The 13,059-nt window shown below is 72.1% G+C and carries 11 protein-coding genes and 1 pseudogene; 7 read left to right on the plus strand and 5 right to left on the minus strand.

Annotated elements, in window-relative coordinates; genetic code table 11:
* Both CCN56_RS45915 and CCN56_RS25010 read left to right on the plus strand, forming a co-directional pair.
* On the plus strand, nucleotides 1-89 hold an 89-nt coding region (locus CCN56_RS45915), incomplete at its 5' end, for a DUF397 domain-containing protein (RefSeq protein WP_143664617.1).
* Entirely contained in the window at nucleotides 86-709 is a 624-nt protein-coding gene (locus CCN56_RS25010) for an HAD family phosphatase (protein WP_086830188.1), read from the plus strand. The genes CCN56_RS45915 and CCN56_RS25010, both read left to right, overlap by 4 nt.
* Here the strand turns inward: CCN56_RS25010 and CCN56_RS25015 are convergent.
* Nucleotides 706-2,307, minus strand: coding sequence for a serine/threonine-protein kinase (locus CCN56_RS25015; RefSeq protein WP_086830190.1), 1,602 nt, complete (start codon nucleotides 2,305-2,307; stop codon nucleotides 706-708). The genes CCN56_RS25010 and CCN56_RS25015 overlap by 4 nt on opposite strands.
* A gap of 126 nt (nucleotides 2,308-2,433) precedes the next feature.
* Nucleotides 2,434-3,333, minus strand: a complete 900-nt coding sequence (gene sigJ / locus CCN56_RS25020; RefSeq protein ID WP_086830191.1) for an RNA polymerase sigma factor SigJ — start codon at nucleotides 3,331-3,333, stop codon at nucleotides 2,434-2,436.
* A 144-nt stretch (nucleotides 3,334-3,477) separates the two neighbouring features.
* Here sigJ and CCN56_RS25025 point away from each other — a divergent pair, with 144 nt between their 5' ends.
* Together CCN56_RS25025 and CCN56_RS25030 are read left to right on the plus strand one after the other, a co-directional pair.
* Nucleotides 3,478-4,533: an LUD domain-containing protein gene (locus CCN56_RS25025; RefSeq protein ID WP_086830193.1), complete on the plus strand. Its 1,056-nt coding sequence runs from the start codon at nucleotides 3,478-3,480 to the stop codon at nucleotides 4,531-4,533.
* Between the two features lie 47 nt (nucleotides 4,534-4,580).
* Nucleotides 4,581-5,141: a nitroreductase family protein gene (locus CCN56_RS25030; RefSeq protein ID WP_086830207.1), complete on the plus strand. Its 561-nt coding sequence runs from the start codon at nucleotides 4,581-4,583 to the stop codon at nucleotides 5,139-5,141.
* 48 nt (nucleotides 5,142-5,189) lie between these two features.
* Here the strand turns inward: CCN56_RS25030 and CCN56_RS25035 are convergent, their stop codons facing one another.
* A complete protein-coding gene (locus tag CCN56_RS25035; protein ID WP_086830195.1) occupies nucleotides 5,190-5,993 on the minus strand; it encodes an alpha/beta hydrolase in 804 nt (267 codons plus the stop codon).
* Between the two features lie 350 nt (nucleotides 5,994-6,343).
* On the opposite strand from CCN56_RS25035, the gene CCN56_RS25040 reads away from it, so the two are divergent.
* Complete coding sequence (locus tag CCN56_RS25040) at nucleotides 6,344-8,320, plus strand: serine/threonine-protein kinase (RefSeq protein ID WP_086830197.1); 1,977 nt, start codon at nucleotides 6,344-6,346, stop codon at nucleotides 8,318-8,320.
* Here CCN56_RS25040 and CCN56_RS25045 read toward each other — a convergent pair.
* Both CCN56_RS25045 and CCN56_RS25050 read right to left on the minus strand, forming a co-directional pair.
* Nucleotides 8,309-8,722, minus strand: a complete 414-nt coding sequence (locus CCN56_RS25045; protein WP_086830199.1) for a Zn-ribbon domain-containing OB-fold protein — start codon at nucleotides 8,720-8,722, stop codon at nucleotides 8,309-8,311. The two genes, CCN56_RS25040 and CCN56_RS25045, sit on opposite strands and share 12 nt — an antisense overlap.
* Nucleotides 8,719-9,171, minus strand: a complete 453-nt coding sequence (locus tag CCN56_RS25050; RefSeq protein ID WP_086830201.1) for a DoxX family membrane protein — start codon at nucleotides 9,169-9,171, stop codon at nucleotides 8,719-8,721. The genes CCN56_RS25045 and CCN56_RS25050 overlap by 4 nt, the downstream gene beginning before the upstream one ends.
* A 180-nt stretch (nucleotides 9,172-9,351) precedes the next feature.
* On the opposite strand from CCN56_RS25050, the gene CCN56_RS25055 reads away from it, so the two are divergent.
* Nucleotides 9,352-10,554 (plus strand): NAD(P)/FAD-dependent oxidoreductase, encoded by a 1,203-nt coding sequence (locus CCN56_RS25055; RefSeq protein WP_086830203.1) that lies wholly within the window; start codon nucleotides 9,352-9,354, stop codon nucleotides 10,552-10,554.
* 217 nt (nucleotides 10,555-10,771) lie between these two features.
* Nucleotides 10,772-12,424: pseudogene (locus tag CCN56_RS45610) on the plus strand (stage II sporulation protein M); the annotation flags it as partial.
* Nucleotides 12,425-13,059 lie beyond the last annotated feature (635 nt).

Genomic DNA, 13,059 nt, shown 5'->3' on the forward strand with positions numbered 1-13,059 from the left:
TCCGCGACTCCAAGAACCCCCACGGCCCCCAGCTCGCCGTCTCCCCCGCCTCCTGGGCCACCTTCCTGGACGTAGCATCCCGGGCGTGACCTCCATAAAGTTCGTTCTCTTCGACGTCGACGGCACCCTCATGGACGCCGTCGAGAACCAGCGCCGCGTCTGGCACGCCTGGGCCGCGCGGTACGGGCTCGACGGTGCCGAGGTGTACGCCACGGCGCTGCGGACGCGGCCCGTGGAGACCTTCGCGGAAGTCGTCCCCGGCGCCGACCCGGACGAGTGCCTCGCCCTCCTGCACGCGCTGGAGGACGAGGACGTCCGTACGGGCGACTACGCGGCCTTCGAGGGGGCGGCGGAACTGCTCGCCGGTCTCCCCGCCGACCGGTGGGCGCTCGTCACGTCGAACTACGAGCACCGGGTGCGGGGGCGGTTCGAGCGGACCGGGCTCCCCCTGCCCGGGCTCGTCGTCGACGCCGCCTCCGTCGCCGAGGGGAAGCCGTCGCCCGTCCCGTACCTCACCGCCGCCGAGAAGCTGGGCGCGGACCCGGCGGAGTGCCTCGTGATCGAGGACGCGCCCTCCGGGGTCCGGTCGGGGCTCGACGCCGGGATGACCGTCTGGACCGTCAACACCCCCGCCCCGCACCCCGACGCCCACCGCCACTTCCCGACCCTCGCAGAGGCGGCGCCGCACGTTCTGGGCGCGCTCGCCTAACGCCAGACGGTCAGGTCCCCGGTCACGAAGTTGACCCCGCTGTCCGGCAGGGCGGTCGACTTCACCTGGACGACGAACAGTGCGATGTCTCCGGAAGGGTGCTTGACGCAGATCTCGCTGCCCGCCGCCGCCAGGGTCAGCGTGAGACGGTGGCTCGGAGCGACGGCGAGGGCGGTACGGCACGCGTCGAGGGAGGCCCCCGGCTTGCCGACGTGCATGCTCATCAGACTGGTGCCGCTCTCCAGAGCACAGGTCTGCTTGCAGACGAGGCGGATGTCCCCCTTGCGGTCCTTGCGCTCGACCGGCTCCTTGATGTCCAAGGAGTTCTTCTCGGTCAGCATCTGGAAGGGGTACGCGACGGCTCGGGGCGCCTCGGGCGCGGTCGTGGAGGGGCGCGACGTCCCCGGTGTCCGGCGGACGCCGTCCTCCGAAGCCGAGGACGACGGCGTCGGACCGGGCGTCTCGGCCGCGGACGCCGCCGCACGGTCGCGGATCCGGTCCATGGCGTCCGTGATCGTCCAGGTCAGGCCCGTCAGGAGGAGCGCTCCCGCCGTGACGGCGGCGGCCGTGACGAGCGCGGTGCGTCGCCGACGGGGCCGCCGCTCGTCCTGCTCCGTCGGCTGCGGTCCCGTCGGCCACGGCCACGCCTGCGGTACCAGCGGCATGGTGTGCACCGGGGTGGGGTCGGGGACCGGAGCCGGAACCGTGAACTCCGGCCCCGTGACCTCCCGCCAGACGGCCGGACCTCCGCCCGCGTCGGCGTCCCGGCCAAGTCGTTGCCGGCACCACTCGACGACCTCCGCCGGGGTGGCCCGGTCCTCCGGATCGGCGGCCAGGCATCGGGCGATCAGCGGGCGGAGCTGTGCGGGAAGGCGGGACAGGTCGGGTTCGGAGTGCACGATGCGGTACAGCACGCTGACCAGGGGACCGTCGCCGTACAGCGGCTCCCCCAGTGCCGCGAAGGCCGCCGTCTGACCGAGCGCGAAAACGTCCGTCGCCGCCGTGAGTTCGCCTGCGGACGCCTGCTCGGGGGCCATGTACGAGGGCGTGCCGACAGCGGTGCCCGTTGTCGTGTGCGAGGTGGTGTCCGCGGCGAGCGAGATGCCGAAGTCGATCACCCGCGGCCCGTCGGCGGCCAGCAGCACGTTCGACGGTTTCAGGTCCCGGTGCACGATTCCCACACCGTGGATGGCTTGCAGCGCCTCGGCGACACCCGCCATCAGCCACAGCACGGCCGGCACCGGCAGCGGTCCGCGCCGGGCGACGGCCTCGGCCAGGGACGGCCCGGGCACGTACAGCGTCGCCAGCCAGGGCGGTACGCCGTCCGCGTCGGCGTCGATCAGTTCGGCCGTGTACGCGCCCCGGACCCGCTGGGCTGCCGTGATCTCCCGGCGGAACCGGTGCCGGAAGGCCGGGGTGTCGGCCAGCTCCGGACGTACGACCTTGATCGCCACCGGTCGGCCGCCCGGTGTGTGCGACAGATAGACCCGGCCCATGCCGCCCGCGCCGAGCCGGGCGGCGAGGCGGTACCCCGCCACCAGGGGCGGATCGTCCGCCTGCAGCGGCTGGAACACCTCGGCCGTGTCGTCCCTCTGCACTCGTCCCCCTGAATCCCCTGACCAACGGCCGAGTTGGCCGCCGACAGCAGCGTAGGCGGGCGGGCGCCGCCCCCTTCCGTCAGGGTTCGCGGTCACGGACGCGGGCGATCCCCCGGCAAACGATCCTCAGCCGATCCGCCAGGGGCGCAGCTTCTCCGGGTTCCGCACCGCCCAGATGCGCCTGATCCGGTCCCCCGCGGTCTCGAACGCGAACACGGTCACGAGGACGCCGTCCTGCCACGCCACCAGGCCGGGCAGGCCGTTGACCGTGCGTTCCACGAACGTGGTGCGGTCGCCGGCCAGGCGGGCGATCTCGGCGTAGCCCTGCGCGATGCGCTCGGCGCCCACGAGCGGGCGCAGGTGGGTGACGGCGATCCCGCCGCCGTCGGCCGTCGCGACGGCGTCGGGGTCGAGCAGGCCGACCAGGGCGTCGATGTCCTTGGCCTCCCATGCCGTCTTGAACCGCCTGACGATGCCCGCCTGCCCTGCAGCACTCGGGGCCGCCGGGCTCTGCGCCGTACGGACGCGCCGGCGGGCCGACGAGGCCAGTTGGCGGCATGCCGCCGGACTGCGGCCCACGATCTCCGCCACCTCGCCGAAGGGATAGCGGAAGACGTCGTGCAGCACGAACGCGACGCGCTCGGCCGGGGTCATCGCGTCCAGGACCACCAGGAAGGCCATCGTCACCGACTCGTCGAGGGTGACCCGGTCCGCAGGGTCGGTCCCGTCGGCGCGCCCGGTGGCGTACTCCGTGGGTTCGGGCAGCGGTTCCGGAATCCAGTCGCCCACGTACGTCTCCCTCCTGACCCGCGCCGAGCCGAGCAGGTTCAGGCAGATGCGGCCGGCGACCGTCATCAGCCAGGCGCCCGGCGACTCGATGGCCTGCTGCTCGCGTGCGGACAGGGCGTACCAGCGGGCGTAGGTCTCCTGCACGACGTCCTCGGCGTCCGCGAGAGAGCCCAGGAGCCGATAGCCGAGGTTGATCAGCCGTCGCCGCTCGCTCATGATCTCGGCTCCCGTGGTCATGGTCCGCCTTCTCCCTCGCTCGCGTGTGTCTTTCCCTTACGACAGGACAGCGCATCGGAATGTGAGGCCGACACCCGCCTCACATTCCGGGGCGCTGTCCTGTCGTCACGGTGAAGGCGATGACGAGACCGAGAGGGAACTTCGATGAACGACTTCCAGGCCATCGCGGACCGCGTCGAGATCGAGGCACTGCGCGGCGAGTTCACCGACGCGGCGATGATGCGCGACCGGCCCCGCATGGCGGCGCTGTTCACCCCGGACGGTGTCCTGCGCATGCCCAACATCCCCGTCGAGCTGGTCGGCCGCGAGGAGATCCTCGCCGGGGGCGAGCGGCTGCAGGCCCAGTGGGACTTCTTCGTGCAGAACACGCACCCCGGCGCGATCAGGATCGACGGCGACACCGCGACCGGCCGGGCGTACATGCACGAGCTCGCGCGCACCCTCGACGGACGCCAGGGGCAGAACTTCGCCGTCTACCACGACCGCTACCGGCGGACCGAGGAAGGCTGGAGGTTCGCCGAGCGGGTGTACGAGGTCAGGTACCTCGACACCTCCCCGCTGGCGGGCGGGGCGCCCCGCGCGGAGCAGGAGGCCGCCTGGGGCGCCCCGGCGGCGGACGAACGCCTTGAGCGGGTGGCCGCCGCGCTGCGCGCCAACGGTTTCGCCGCCGAGATCCTCGACGACGCCGCCGAAGCGCGTACCCGCGTCAAGGAGCTGATCCCCGAGGGTTCCAGCGTGCTCACCGGAGCCAGCGAGACGCTCCGGCTGTCCGGCATCGACGAGGACATCAACGCCGGCGGCCAGTACGACGCCGTCAGGCCTCGCATCCTGTCGATCGACCGTGCCACCGGCGCCGACGAGATCCGAAGCCTTGCCTCCTGCCCCGACTTCGTCGTGAACAGCGTCGCCGCCGTCACCGAGACCGGTGCGCTCGTGCTCGCCTCGGGCAGCGGCAGCCAGCTCCCCGCCAACGCGGGCGGCGCGGCCCGCGTGGTGTGGATCGTCGGCGCGCAGAAGGTGGTGCCCGACCTGGGCGCGGCCCTGCGCCGCATCGAGGAGCACGTCCTCCCGCTGGAGAACGCCCGCTGCCAGGCGGTGTACGGGATGGACAGCGCCGTCAACCGCCTGCTCGTCCTCAACGCGGAACCCCACCCGGGGCGCGGCACCGTGCTGCTTCTCCGCGAGGCCGTCGGGTACTAGTGCCGCGGTTGGAATACGTCCGTGTGGTGATCGGGTTGCAGCGGGACATGCGACGTGATCAGGAACAGTCCGGCGGCGGCATACATCCCCTGCTCGCCGGACGGTTCAGCCCGTACCGGTTCGACCCGTCGGCCGCCGTCGACGACGCGTCCCTGGGCCTGCTGCTCGAAGCCGCGCGATGGGCGCCGTCCGCCGGGAACTCCCAGCCGTGGGGCTTCCTCGCGGCCCGGCCCGGTGAGCCGGACCACGAGCGGGTGGTCCGGCACCTCGCGCCCAGCTCGGCCCGGTGGGCGACGGACGCGGGGCTGCTCGTCGTCACGTCGACGCGGCGCCACGTGGACGACACGGAGCTGCAGTACTCCGAGTTCGCGGACTACGACCTCGGGCAGGCCATCGCCCACATGACCCTCCAGGCGGAGGCGCTGGGCCTTGCCTCCCACCAGTTCCGGGCCTTCGACATGGAGGGGCTCACGAAGGAGCTGGACCCGAACCCGGGGTGGGCGATCGTGTCGATGGTCGCGGTGGGGAAGGCGGCCGGGGAGCCGCCGGAGGGCCGCGACCGGCGCAGCGTCGCCGATTTGCTGTCGGCGCCTTGGGCGTCGCCGTAGCGCACGGTCACGGCTCTCGGGGTGGGCCCGGTCAGGGTGGGCCCGGTCCTACTTCAGGTGCCGGGCGAAGAACCGGGCTCCGGCGTCGAGCTCGTACTGCGGGACGCCGGTGTGCCCGCCCATGTTGGCGTGCAGGGTCTTCTCCTTGGAGCCGAAGGCGTCGTACAGGTTCAGGGACGCCTGCCGGTCGTTGCCCTCGTCGTCCCACTGCAGCAGGACCTGCAGCGGGATGCCGACCTGGCGGGCCTCCTCGAAGACGACGCGGGGGATGAGACTTCCGGCGTAGAGACAGGCGGCCGCGATGCGCGGCTCGACCGTCGCGAGCCGGACGCCGATGGAGATCACTCCCCCCTCGTACCCGACCGGGCCGCCGAGCCCGGGCAGCGCGAGGAGGGCGTCCAGGGCGGTCCGCCATTCCGGGACCGCCCTTTCGACGAGCGGGAGGACGAGGGCACCGATGATCTCGTCGGTGACCGGCTCGCCGGCCTCCATCGCCCGGCGCAGGTCGGCGCGGGCCTGGTCGAGCTCGGCCAGACGGGGCCGGTCGCCGCTCCCGGGGAGCTCGATGGTGGCTGCGGCGAAGCCGTACCGCGTCGCGTAGTACCGGGCCCGCCCCGCGAGGCGGGGGTACACCTTGCGCAGGCCGAGCGGCGGGGGGCTGATCAGGATCAGCGGCGCCGGCTCGGACGCGGATACGGATGCGGGCGCGGATGCGGAAGCCGGTACGGATGCGGAAGCCGGTACGGATTCGGGCGCGGGCGCGGGCGTCCACAGGATGCCGGGGATGTCGCCGAGGGTGAATTCGCGCTCGACGACGCCGTCGTCGAGACGCTGCTCAGAAGTGAAGTGCATGGTCGTGCCTTTCGGGAGTGCTCGCGAAACGGCGCTCCCGGACGACCTGCCTATCGCCCGACCGTGACCTCAGAGAGGAGCACCCATGTCGTTGATGTGTTCACGGGTACCACCTCCTGGATCTCTCGCACGGTCACCGGAAACGTAGCAGGGGTCGCCGCGGTCCACCAACGGGTTTTCCCGGAGCCTCCGCGGCCGGACAAGGGAGACCATCCCTCCCCCTCAACCACCGTTACACAACAAGAACTTGAGCTCCGTTCAGGTTGCAAACCCGCTCGGCTACTGTGTGGCCCATGCAGGGGGAACCGGAAGACCACTCCACTTCGGACAGTTTGAGCGGCAGCGGGGCAATGCCCCTCGAGTCGGGCGACCCCCGGCAGATCGGGGCGTTCAGACTGCTCGGTGTGCTCGGGTCCGGCGGGATGGGCCGGGTCTATCTCGGCGCCGTCCCCGGGACGTTCGCGGCGGTGAAGCGGGTGCTTCCCGTGCTCGCCGAGGACGCCGACTTCCTCAGCCACTTCGGGCACGAGCTCGACAACCTGGCCCGGCTGCCCGCCGGGGCCAACACCAAGCTCCTCGCGAGCGACCGCACGGCGAAGCCGCCGTGGTTCGCGACCGAGTTCATTCCCGGCATCACCCTCAACGAGGCCATCCGGCTCAACGCCGGCCCGCTGGCCGGCGGCGCCCTGTGGCGGCTGCTCCGGGAGGCGGCGGCCGGGCTGCGGGTGGTGCACGGCGCCGACATGGTGCACCGCGACCTCAAGCCGTCCAACGTGATGCTGACCGGCGGCGGCCTCTCGCTCATCGACTTCGGCGTGGCCCGCGCGGCCGACCAGAGCCGGCTGACCAAGACCGGCATGGTCATCGGCACCCCCGCCTACATGGCTCCCGAGCAGGCCGTCGCCGACCGGCAGCTGACCGGCGCGGCCGATGTGTTCGCCCTGGGCAGTCTGCTGCTGTACGCGGCGAACGGGCGGCCTCCGTTCGGTGACGGCTCCGGGCCCGACCTGCTCTACCGGGTCGTCCACGGCGAGCCCGACTTCGGGCGGCTCACGGAGGGCGATCCCGAGCTGGCGGAGCTCGTACGCAAGTGTCTCGCGAAGGATCCGGCGGACCGGCCGACGGCCGACGAGCTCGTCGGGCTCACCGAGGAGCACGCGGCGGGCGCCGTCTGGCCGGCGGCCGTCGCCGAGCGGATCGCCGAGCGGGCGGCCTTCGCCGCCGGGGCGCCGACCGCCGAGCAGCTCGAAGAGCTGGAGCGGACCGACCCTACGCGGGACGTGGCGACGGCCTCGCTGACCCCGCAGGCCCCTCAGGTCCCGCAGGAGCCCGCGACCGGCTCTCCCGACCCGCTGGCCGTCACCGGACAGGCCGTCCCGAGCACGCCGCGGTGGCGCCGCAACAAGTACGTCATGCTCGCCGTGCCCGTCGTCGTGGCGACCGGCACCACCCTGACCGTCGCCCTCAGCCCGTACGTGGGCAAGCTGGGCGCCTCTCCGGAGGCGTCCCCGTCCTCGGTGGCCTCGCAGCCCGCCTCCGTACCGCCGTCGAGCGGGACGGCGAAGCCTTCGGCCGAGCCCTCCGCCAAGCCGTCGGCGAAGCCCTCGGGGAAGGCGTCGGGGAAGCCGTCGCCCGGCGCCCCGGTCCCGCCCGCCACCGGTGGCGGCGACGCGGGCGGATCCGTCACCGGCGGCGGGTCCGTCACCGGCGGGGGCGGATCGAACACCACCACCTCCGGCGGCTCCGGCTCGGGATCGGGCTCCACCTCCGGAGGCTCCGGGTCCGGGTCCACCTCCGGGTCCACCTCCGGGTCCACCTCCGGTTCCGGCTCCTCCGGCGGAAGCGGGTCGACGACCCAGCAGCCCGCCCCGCCGCCCACCACCCAGCCCACGACGCGTCCGCCGTCCTCCGGCGGCTCGGCGCCCTCGGGCACGTACTCCCTGGAGAACGCGAACACCGGCAACTGCCTGGCGGAGTACAACGCGGGCTTCGGCAACCTCGTCACCACGGCCGAGTGCGGCTCCCAGGGCAGCAACGGCACCACCTACTGGTTCTCCTGGACCTACGCGTCCGGCGCGAACGGCACCTTCCGGCTGATCAACAAGAAGTCCGGCCACTGCCTCCAGCCCGCGGGCAACACCACGGTCACGACCGCCGCCTGCAACGGAGCGAGCCTTCAGTCCTGGAAGGTCGTCTCCTCCTCGTCCTCCGGCCGGACCTTCAAGAACATGAGTGACGGGCAGTGCCTGACGGCCGGCTCGTTCGCGATGGACTACGCCTGCGGTTCCGGCGCCACCCAGCTCTGGCGGAACATCTCAGCGCTCTGATGCCGCTTCGAAGACGGGGACGGCGACGTCCCCGTCTTCGCGGAAGGCGACCCGCAGCTCCATCCCGATCCGCAGGTCGCCCTCCGCCACGCCCACGACCTCCGTCATCATCCGCGGGCCCTCGGCGAGGTCGACGACGGCAGCGACGTACGGGACGCGGTCACCGAAGGGCGGGAGGTCGTTCCGGTGGACGACCGACCAGGTGTAGAGGGTCGCGCGGCCGCTCGCCCGCTCCCAGCGGACGTCCTCGCTCCAGCAGTACGGGCAGAACTCGCGCGGGTAGTGGTGTGCGCGGTCGCAGGCGGCGCAGTGCCGGAGCAGCAGGTGTCCTTCGGCGGCGGCGTCCCAGTAGGGGCGGGTGAAGGCGTCGATGTCCGGGAGGTTCGCCGGGGTGGCCGTCATGTGAAGAGTCCGATCGCGGAGTCGAGGGACCAGGTCTGCCAGGAGACGGCGAGGAGCGCGACGAGGGAGATGAGCGCCATCATCGCGTTCTGCCCCTGCTCGGCCCAGTCGTGGATCATCAGGACGAGGTAGAGGAGGTTGAGGAGGAGGCCGCCGACGAGGGCGACGGGGGTGAGGAGGCCGGTGACCAGGCCGAGGCCGAGGGCGAGTTCGGCGTAGACGACGACGTACGCCATGAGCTTGGGGCGCGGGGCGACGACGGTGTCGAAGCCGTTCTTCACGGCCGCCCACCTGTGCTTGCCGGCGACGTCGGCCGCCCAGGCGATGCCGGTGCCGCGCTCGAACCAGCCCTTCTTGTCCTTGTGCCGCCAGCTCTCCAGCCACCACAGGCCGAGGCCGATGCGGAGGACGGCGAGCCATTCGGCGCCGGTGAGCCAGACGGTCTGCATGCGGACCCTCCCAGGAACTGGATCTGACGGTACGTCAGTTCAGCGCAGACCGGCACTCCGCCGCAAGGGGCGGGAGCGCCGTGACCGCCGCCACACGCGCCGCCACACGTGACCGATTCGCAACCGAAATCCCTCTTGACCGAGACCCACCGCGTGTACACGTCATTACGCTCAGCATTCATGGTCACCACACCCCCCGCACCTCCCGTCCACCCCGTGTACGTCATCGGCGGCGGACCCGGCGGGCTCGCCGTCGCCGCCGCCCTGCGCGCGCGGGGCGTCCGGGCCGTCGTCCTGGAGAAGTCCGACGCCGTCGGCGCCTCCTGGCGCGCGCACTACGACCGGCTGCGGCTGCACACCACCCGGCGGCTCTCCGCCCTCCCCGGACTCAAGATGCCCCGCTCGTTCGGCCGCTGGGTCGCCCGCGCCGACGTCGTCCGCTACCTGGAGACGTACGCGGAGAAGCACGAGCTGGAGGTCGTGACCGGGGTCGAGGTCCACCGGATCGAGCGGGCGGGCGAGGACTGGATCCTGCACGCCACCGGCGGACGCCTGCTCACCGGGCGCGCGGTGGTGGTGGCCACCGGCTACAACCACACCCCGCACCTGCCCGCATGGCCCGGCCTCCACGAGTACGGGGAGAAGCTGGTCCACGCGTGCGCGTACCGGAACCCCGGACCGTACGAGGGGAAGGACGTCCTCGTCGTCGGCGTCGGCAACACCGGCGCCGAGATAGCCGCCGACCTCGCCGGGGGCGGCGCGACCCGGGTGCGGCTCGCGGTGCGGACCGTCCCGCACATCGTGCGCCGCACGACCCTCGGCTGGCCCGCCCAGCGCTCCGGCATCCTGGTGCGGCGGCTGCCGGTGGCGCTGGTCGACCGGCTGGGCGCGCTGTCCGCCCGGTTCGCCGTGCCCGACCTCACGGCGCACGGGCTGCCCCGGCCGGCCAAGGGCCTCGCCACCCGGCAGCGGGAGGGCGCGATCCCGGTGCAGGACGTCGGCCTGATCGACGCCGTACGGGCCGGGAAGGTCGAGGTCGTCGCGGCCGTGGAGGCCTTCGAGGACGGCGAGGTGGTCCTCGCGGACGGAAGCCGGATCGCCCCGGACGCGGTGATCGCGGCGACCGGCTACCGGCGCGCCCTGGAGCCGCTCCTCGGGCACCTGGACGTGCTCGACGGGCGCGGGCTGCCGGTGACGCACGGGGCACGGAGCCCGCGCGAGACGCCGGGGCTGTACTTCACGGGGTTCACGAACCCGATCAGCGGGATGCTGAGGGAACTGGCGAGGGACGCGGAGCGGATCGCGCGGCGGATCGCACGGAGCGCCAAGACCACCCCTCGCCGAGGCCGCCGGGAGACAGACGGGAAGCCGACGGGGGACTGACGGGAAGCCGCCAGGAGACCACCGAGAAGCCGCCAGGGGACCGACGGGAAGTCGCCAGGGGACCGACGGGAAGTCGACGGAAAACCGACGACGGGAGACCGACGGGAAGCCGGCCCGTGCGACTCCTCACCGCACGCCTATTCCTGACTACTCGTCAGTTCTGTAATCTGACTGAGCGTCAGTTCATCAGTCATGGGCGGAAGGGTGGAGCGGAACGATGCTCGGATCGACTCACGGCACCTTCACCATCGATCTCCGCGCCCGCGTGGTCGCCTGCGGAGAGGCGCCCAGGGACGCCGTGCACGGCGTCACCGCCGTCGCCGGTGACCTGGACGTCAGCGGACGGCCGCTGCACCTGCCGGTCCCCGACCTCGACCGGTTCTTCCGGCCCGAGTCCGTCGCGGTCGTCGGTGCCTCCGACGCCGAGGGCCGGCCCAACACCGGCATCACGCGGCAGCTGCTCGCCTGGGCCGAGCGGGTCGGCGCCCGGCTCGTGCCCGTGCACCCGACCCGTACGAGCGTGTTCGGGATCGACTGCGTGCCGTCCGTCCGCGCGCTCGCCGAACCCGTCGACCTCGCCGTCCTCCTCGTCGCCGACCCGCTGCCCGTGATCGAGGAACTCGCCGAGACCAAGGTGAAGTTCGCCGTCGCCTTCGCCTCCGGCTTCGCCGAGACCGGGGAGGCCGGCGCCGCGGCGCAGGAGCGGCTCGCCGCCGCCGTGCGCCGCTCCGGGCTCCGCCTCCTCGGCCCCAACACCAACCTCAACGCCTTCGAGCGCTTCCGCGACGACCTCGAAGGCCCCGCCGTCGCCCTCATCACCCAGTCCGGCCACCAGGGGCGGCCCGTCTTCACCCTCCAGGAGCTCGGCGTCCGCCTCTCCCACTGGGCTCCCACGGGCAACGAGGCCGACCTGGAGACCGCCGACTTCCTCTCGTACTTCGCCGGGCGGCCCGAGGTCGGGGCCATCGCCTGCTACGTCGAGGGGCTCAAGGACGGCCGTTCCTTCCTCCTCGCCGCCGACCGGGCCGCGCGCGAGGGCGTGCCCGTCGTCGCCGTGAAGGTCGGCCGCACCGAGACCGGGGCCAGGACCGCCGCCTCCCACACCGGCAAGCTCACCGGCGCCGAGGCCGACGAACTCGTCGCGCTGTACCAGCGCACGGCCACCCACCTCTCGATCGTCCAGTCGAGCACCCCGGACCCCATGCTCACGGCCCGGCTCACCCAGCTCGTGGCCCGCGCCCGCGCCACCGTCACCGGCACCCGCCGCTCCTCCTGGCGCGACGCGGTCCGCTTCCTCACGGCCGGCTTCCCCGCCGCGGTCTACCGCTCCCGCCACTGGTGGATCCCCACGGCAGTCCTCTCCACCCTGCTGGCGGCGCTCCTCGGCTGGTGGATCGGTACGCACCCGGAGGTCCAGGCCTCGATCGGAGCCTCCACCGACCTCCGCGAGATGACCCGCCCGGGCGGCCAATACGAGACGTACTACTCCAGCCACCCGGCGGCCTCCTTCGCCGCCCAGGTCTGGACGAACAACGCCCAGGCCGCGGCCATGTGCCTGGTCCTGGGCGCGTTCCTCGGGATCCCGGTCCTCTGGATCCTCTTCATGAACATGCTGAACCTGGGCGTCGGCATCGGCCTGATGTCCTCCGCCGGCCGCCTCGACGTCTTCCTGGGCCTGATCCTTCCCCACGGCCTGCTCGAACTGACCGCCGTCTTCGTGGCCGCCGGCACGGGCCTCCGCCTCGGCTGGACCGTCATCGACCCGGGCCCCAGAACCCGCCGAGCCGCCCTGGCGGAACAGGGACGCGCGGCCGTCGGCATGGCGATCGGCCTGGCCCTGGTCCTCTTCGTCTCGGGCCTGCTAGAAGGCTTCGTCACCCCTTCGGGCCTCCCCACCTGGGCCCGCATCACCATCGGCATCGCCGCCGAGCTGACCTTCCTCGCGTACGTCTACGTCCTCGGTGGCCGCGCCGCCCGAGCCGGCGACACCGGCGACCTGGAGGAGCCCGACCGCAGCGCCACACTCCCCACCGCCGCCTGATGTGCATCGGGCCCTCCTGAGCTGCTAGTCTCCTCCGGTGCTCGCGAAACCCGTTGACACGGGGCTCGTGGGGAGGTAGATTCAAACGGTTGCCTAGAACTGGACAGTTCGGCAGTGACCGGGTAGAGTCTCACTCACTCCGGTTGGGGATTCGATTCCACGGAGTCATCCCGATTCTTATTCGAATCACGAAAGCCACCGATTAGGTCGGCCGAAATGAATCTGATAAAGTCGAAAACGCCGGAAGGGCCCGGAGCGAAAGCGAAAGGGACCGGAAAGCACCGAGGAAATCGGATCGGAAAGATCTGATAGAGTCGGAAACGAAGGAAGCGCCCGGAGGGCCTGGAAACGGGAACGAAGGAAGCGTCCGCACCTTGAGAACTCAACAGCGTGCCAAAAATCAACGCCAGATTAGTTGATACCCCGTCCATCTCCGGATGGCCGAGGTTCCTTTGAAAAAGTCC

Origin of the sequence: Streptomyces sp. NRRL B-24572, assembly GCF_002156145.1 — a bacterium.
Taxonomy (GTDB): domain Bacteria; phylum Actinomycetota; class Actinomycetes; order Streptomycetales; family Streptomycetaceae; genus Streptomyces; species Streptomyces vietnamensis.

Coding starts and splice junctions, on each gene's coding strand:
- CCN56_RS25035 (WP_086830195.1), bottom strand. CDS start 5,993: ATGCACTTCACTTCTGAGCAGCGTCTCGACGACGGCGTCGTCGAGCGC.
- CCN56_RS25030 (WP_086830207.1), top strand. CDS start 4,581: ATGCGACGTGATCAGGAACAGTCCGGCGGCGGCATACATCCCCTGCTC.
- CCN56_RS25025 (WP_086830193.1), top strand. CDS start 3,478: ATGAACGACTTCCAGGCCATCGCGGACCGCGTCGAGATCGAGGCACTG.
- CCN56_RS25040 (WP_086830197.1), top strand. CDS start 6,344: ATGCCCCTCGAGTCGGGCGACCCCCGGCAGATCGGGGCGTTCAGACTG.
- CCN56_RS25045 (WP_086830199.1), bottom strand. CDS start 8,722: ATGACGGCCACCCCGGCGAACCTCCCGGACATCGACGCCTTCACCCGC.
- CCN56_RS25055 (WP_086830203.1), top strand. CDS start 9,352: ATGGTCACCACACCCCCCGCACCTCCCGTCCACCCCGTGTACGTCATC.
- CCN56_RS25050 (WP_086830201.1), bottom strand. CDS start 9,171: ATGCAGACCGTCTGGCTCACCGGCGCCGAATGGCTCGCCGTCCTCCGC.
- sigJ (WP_086830191.1), bottom strand. CDS start 3,333: ATGACCACGGGAGCCGAGATCATGAGCGAGCGGCGACGGCTGATCAAC.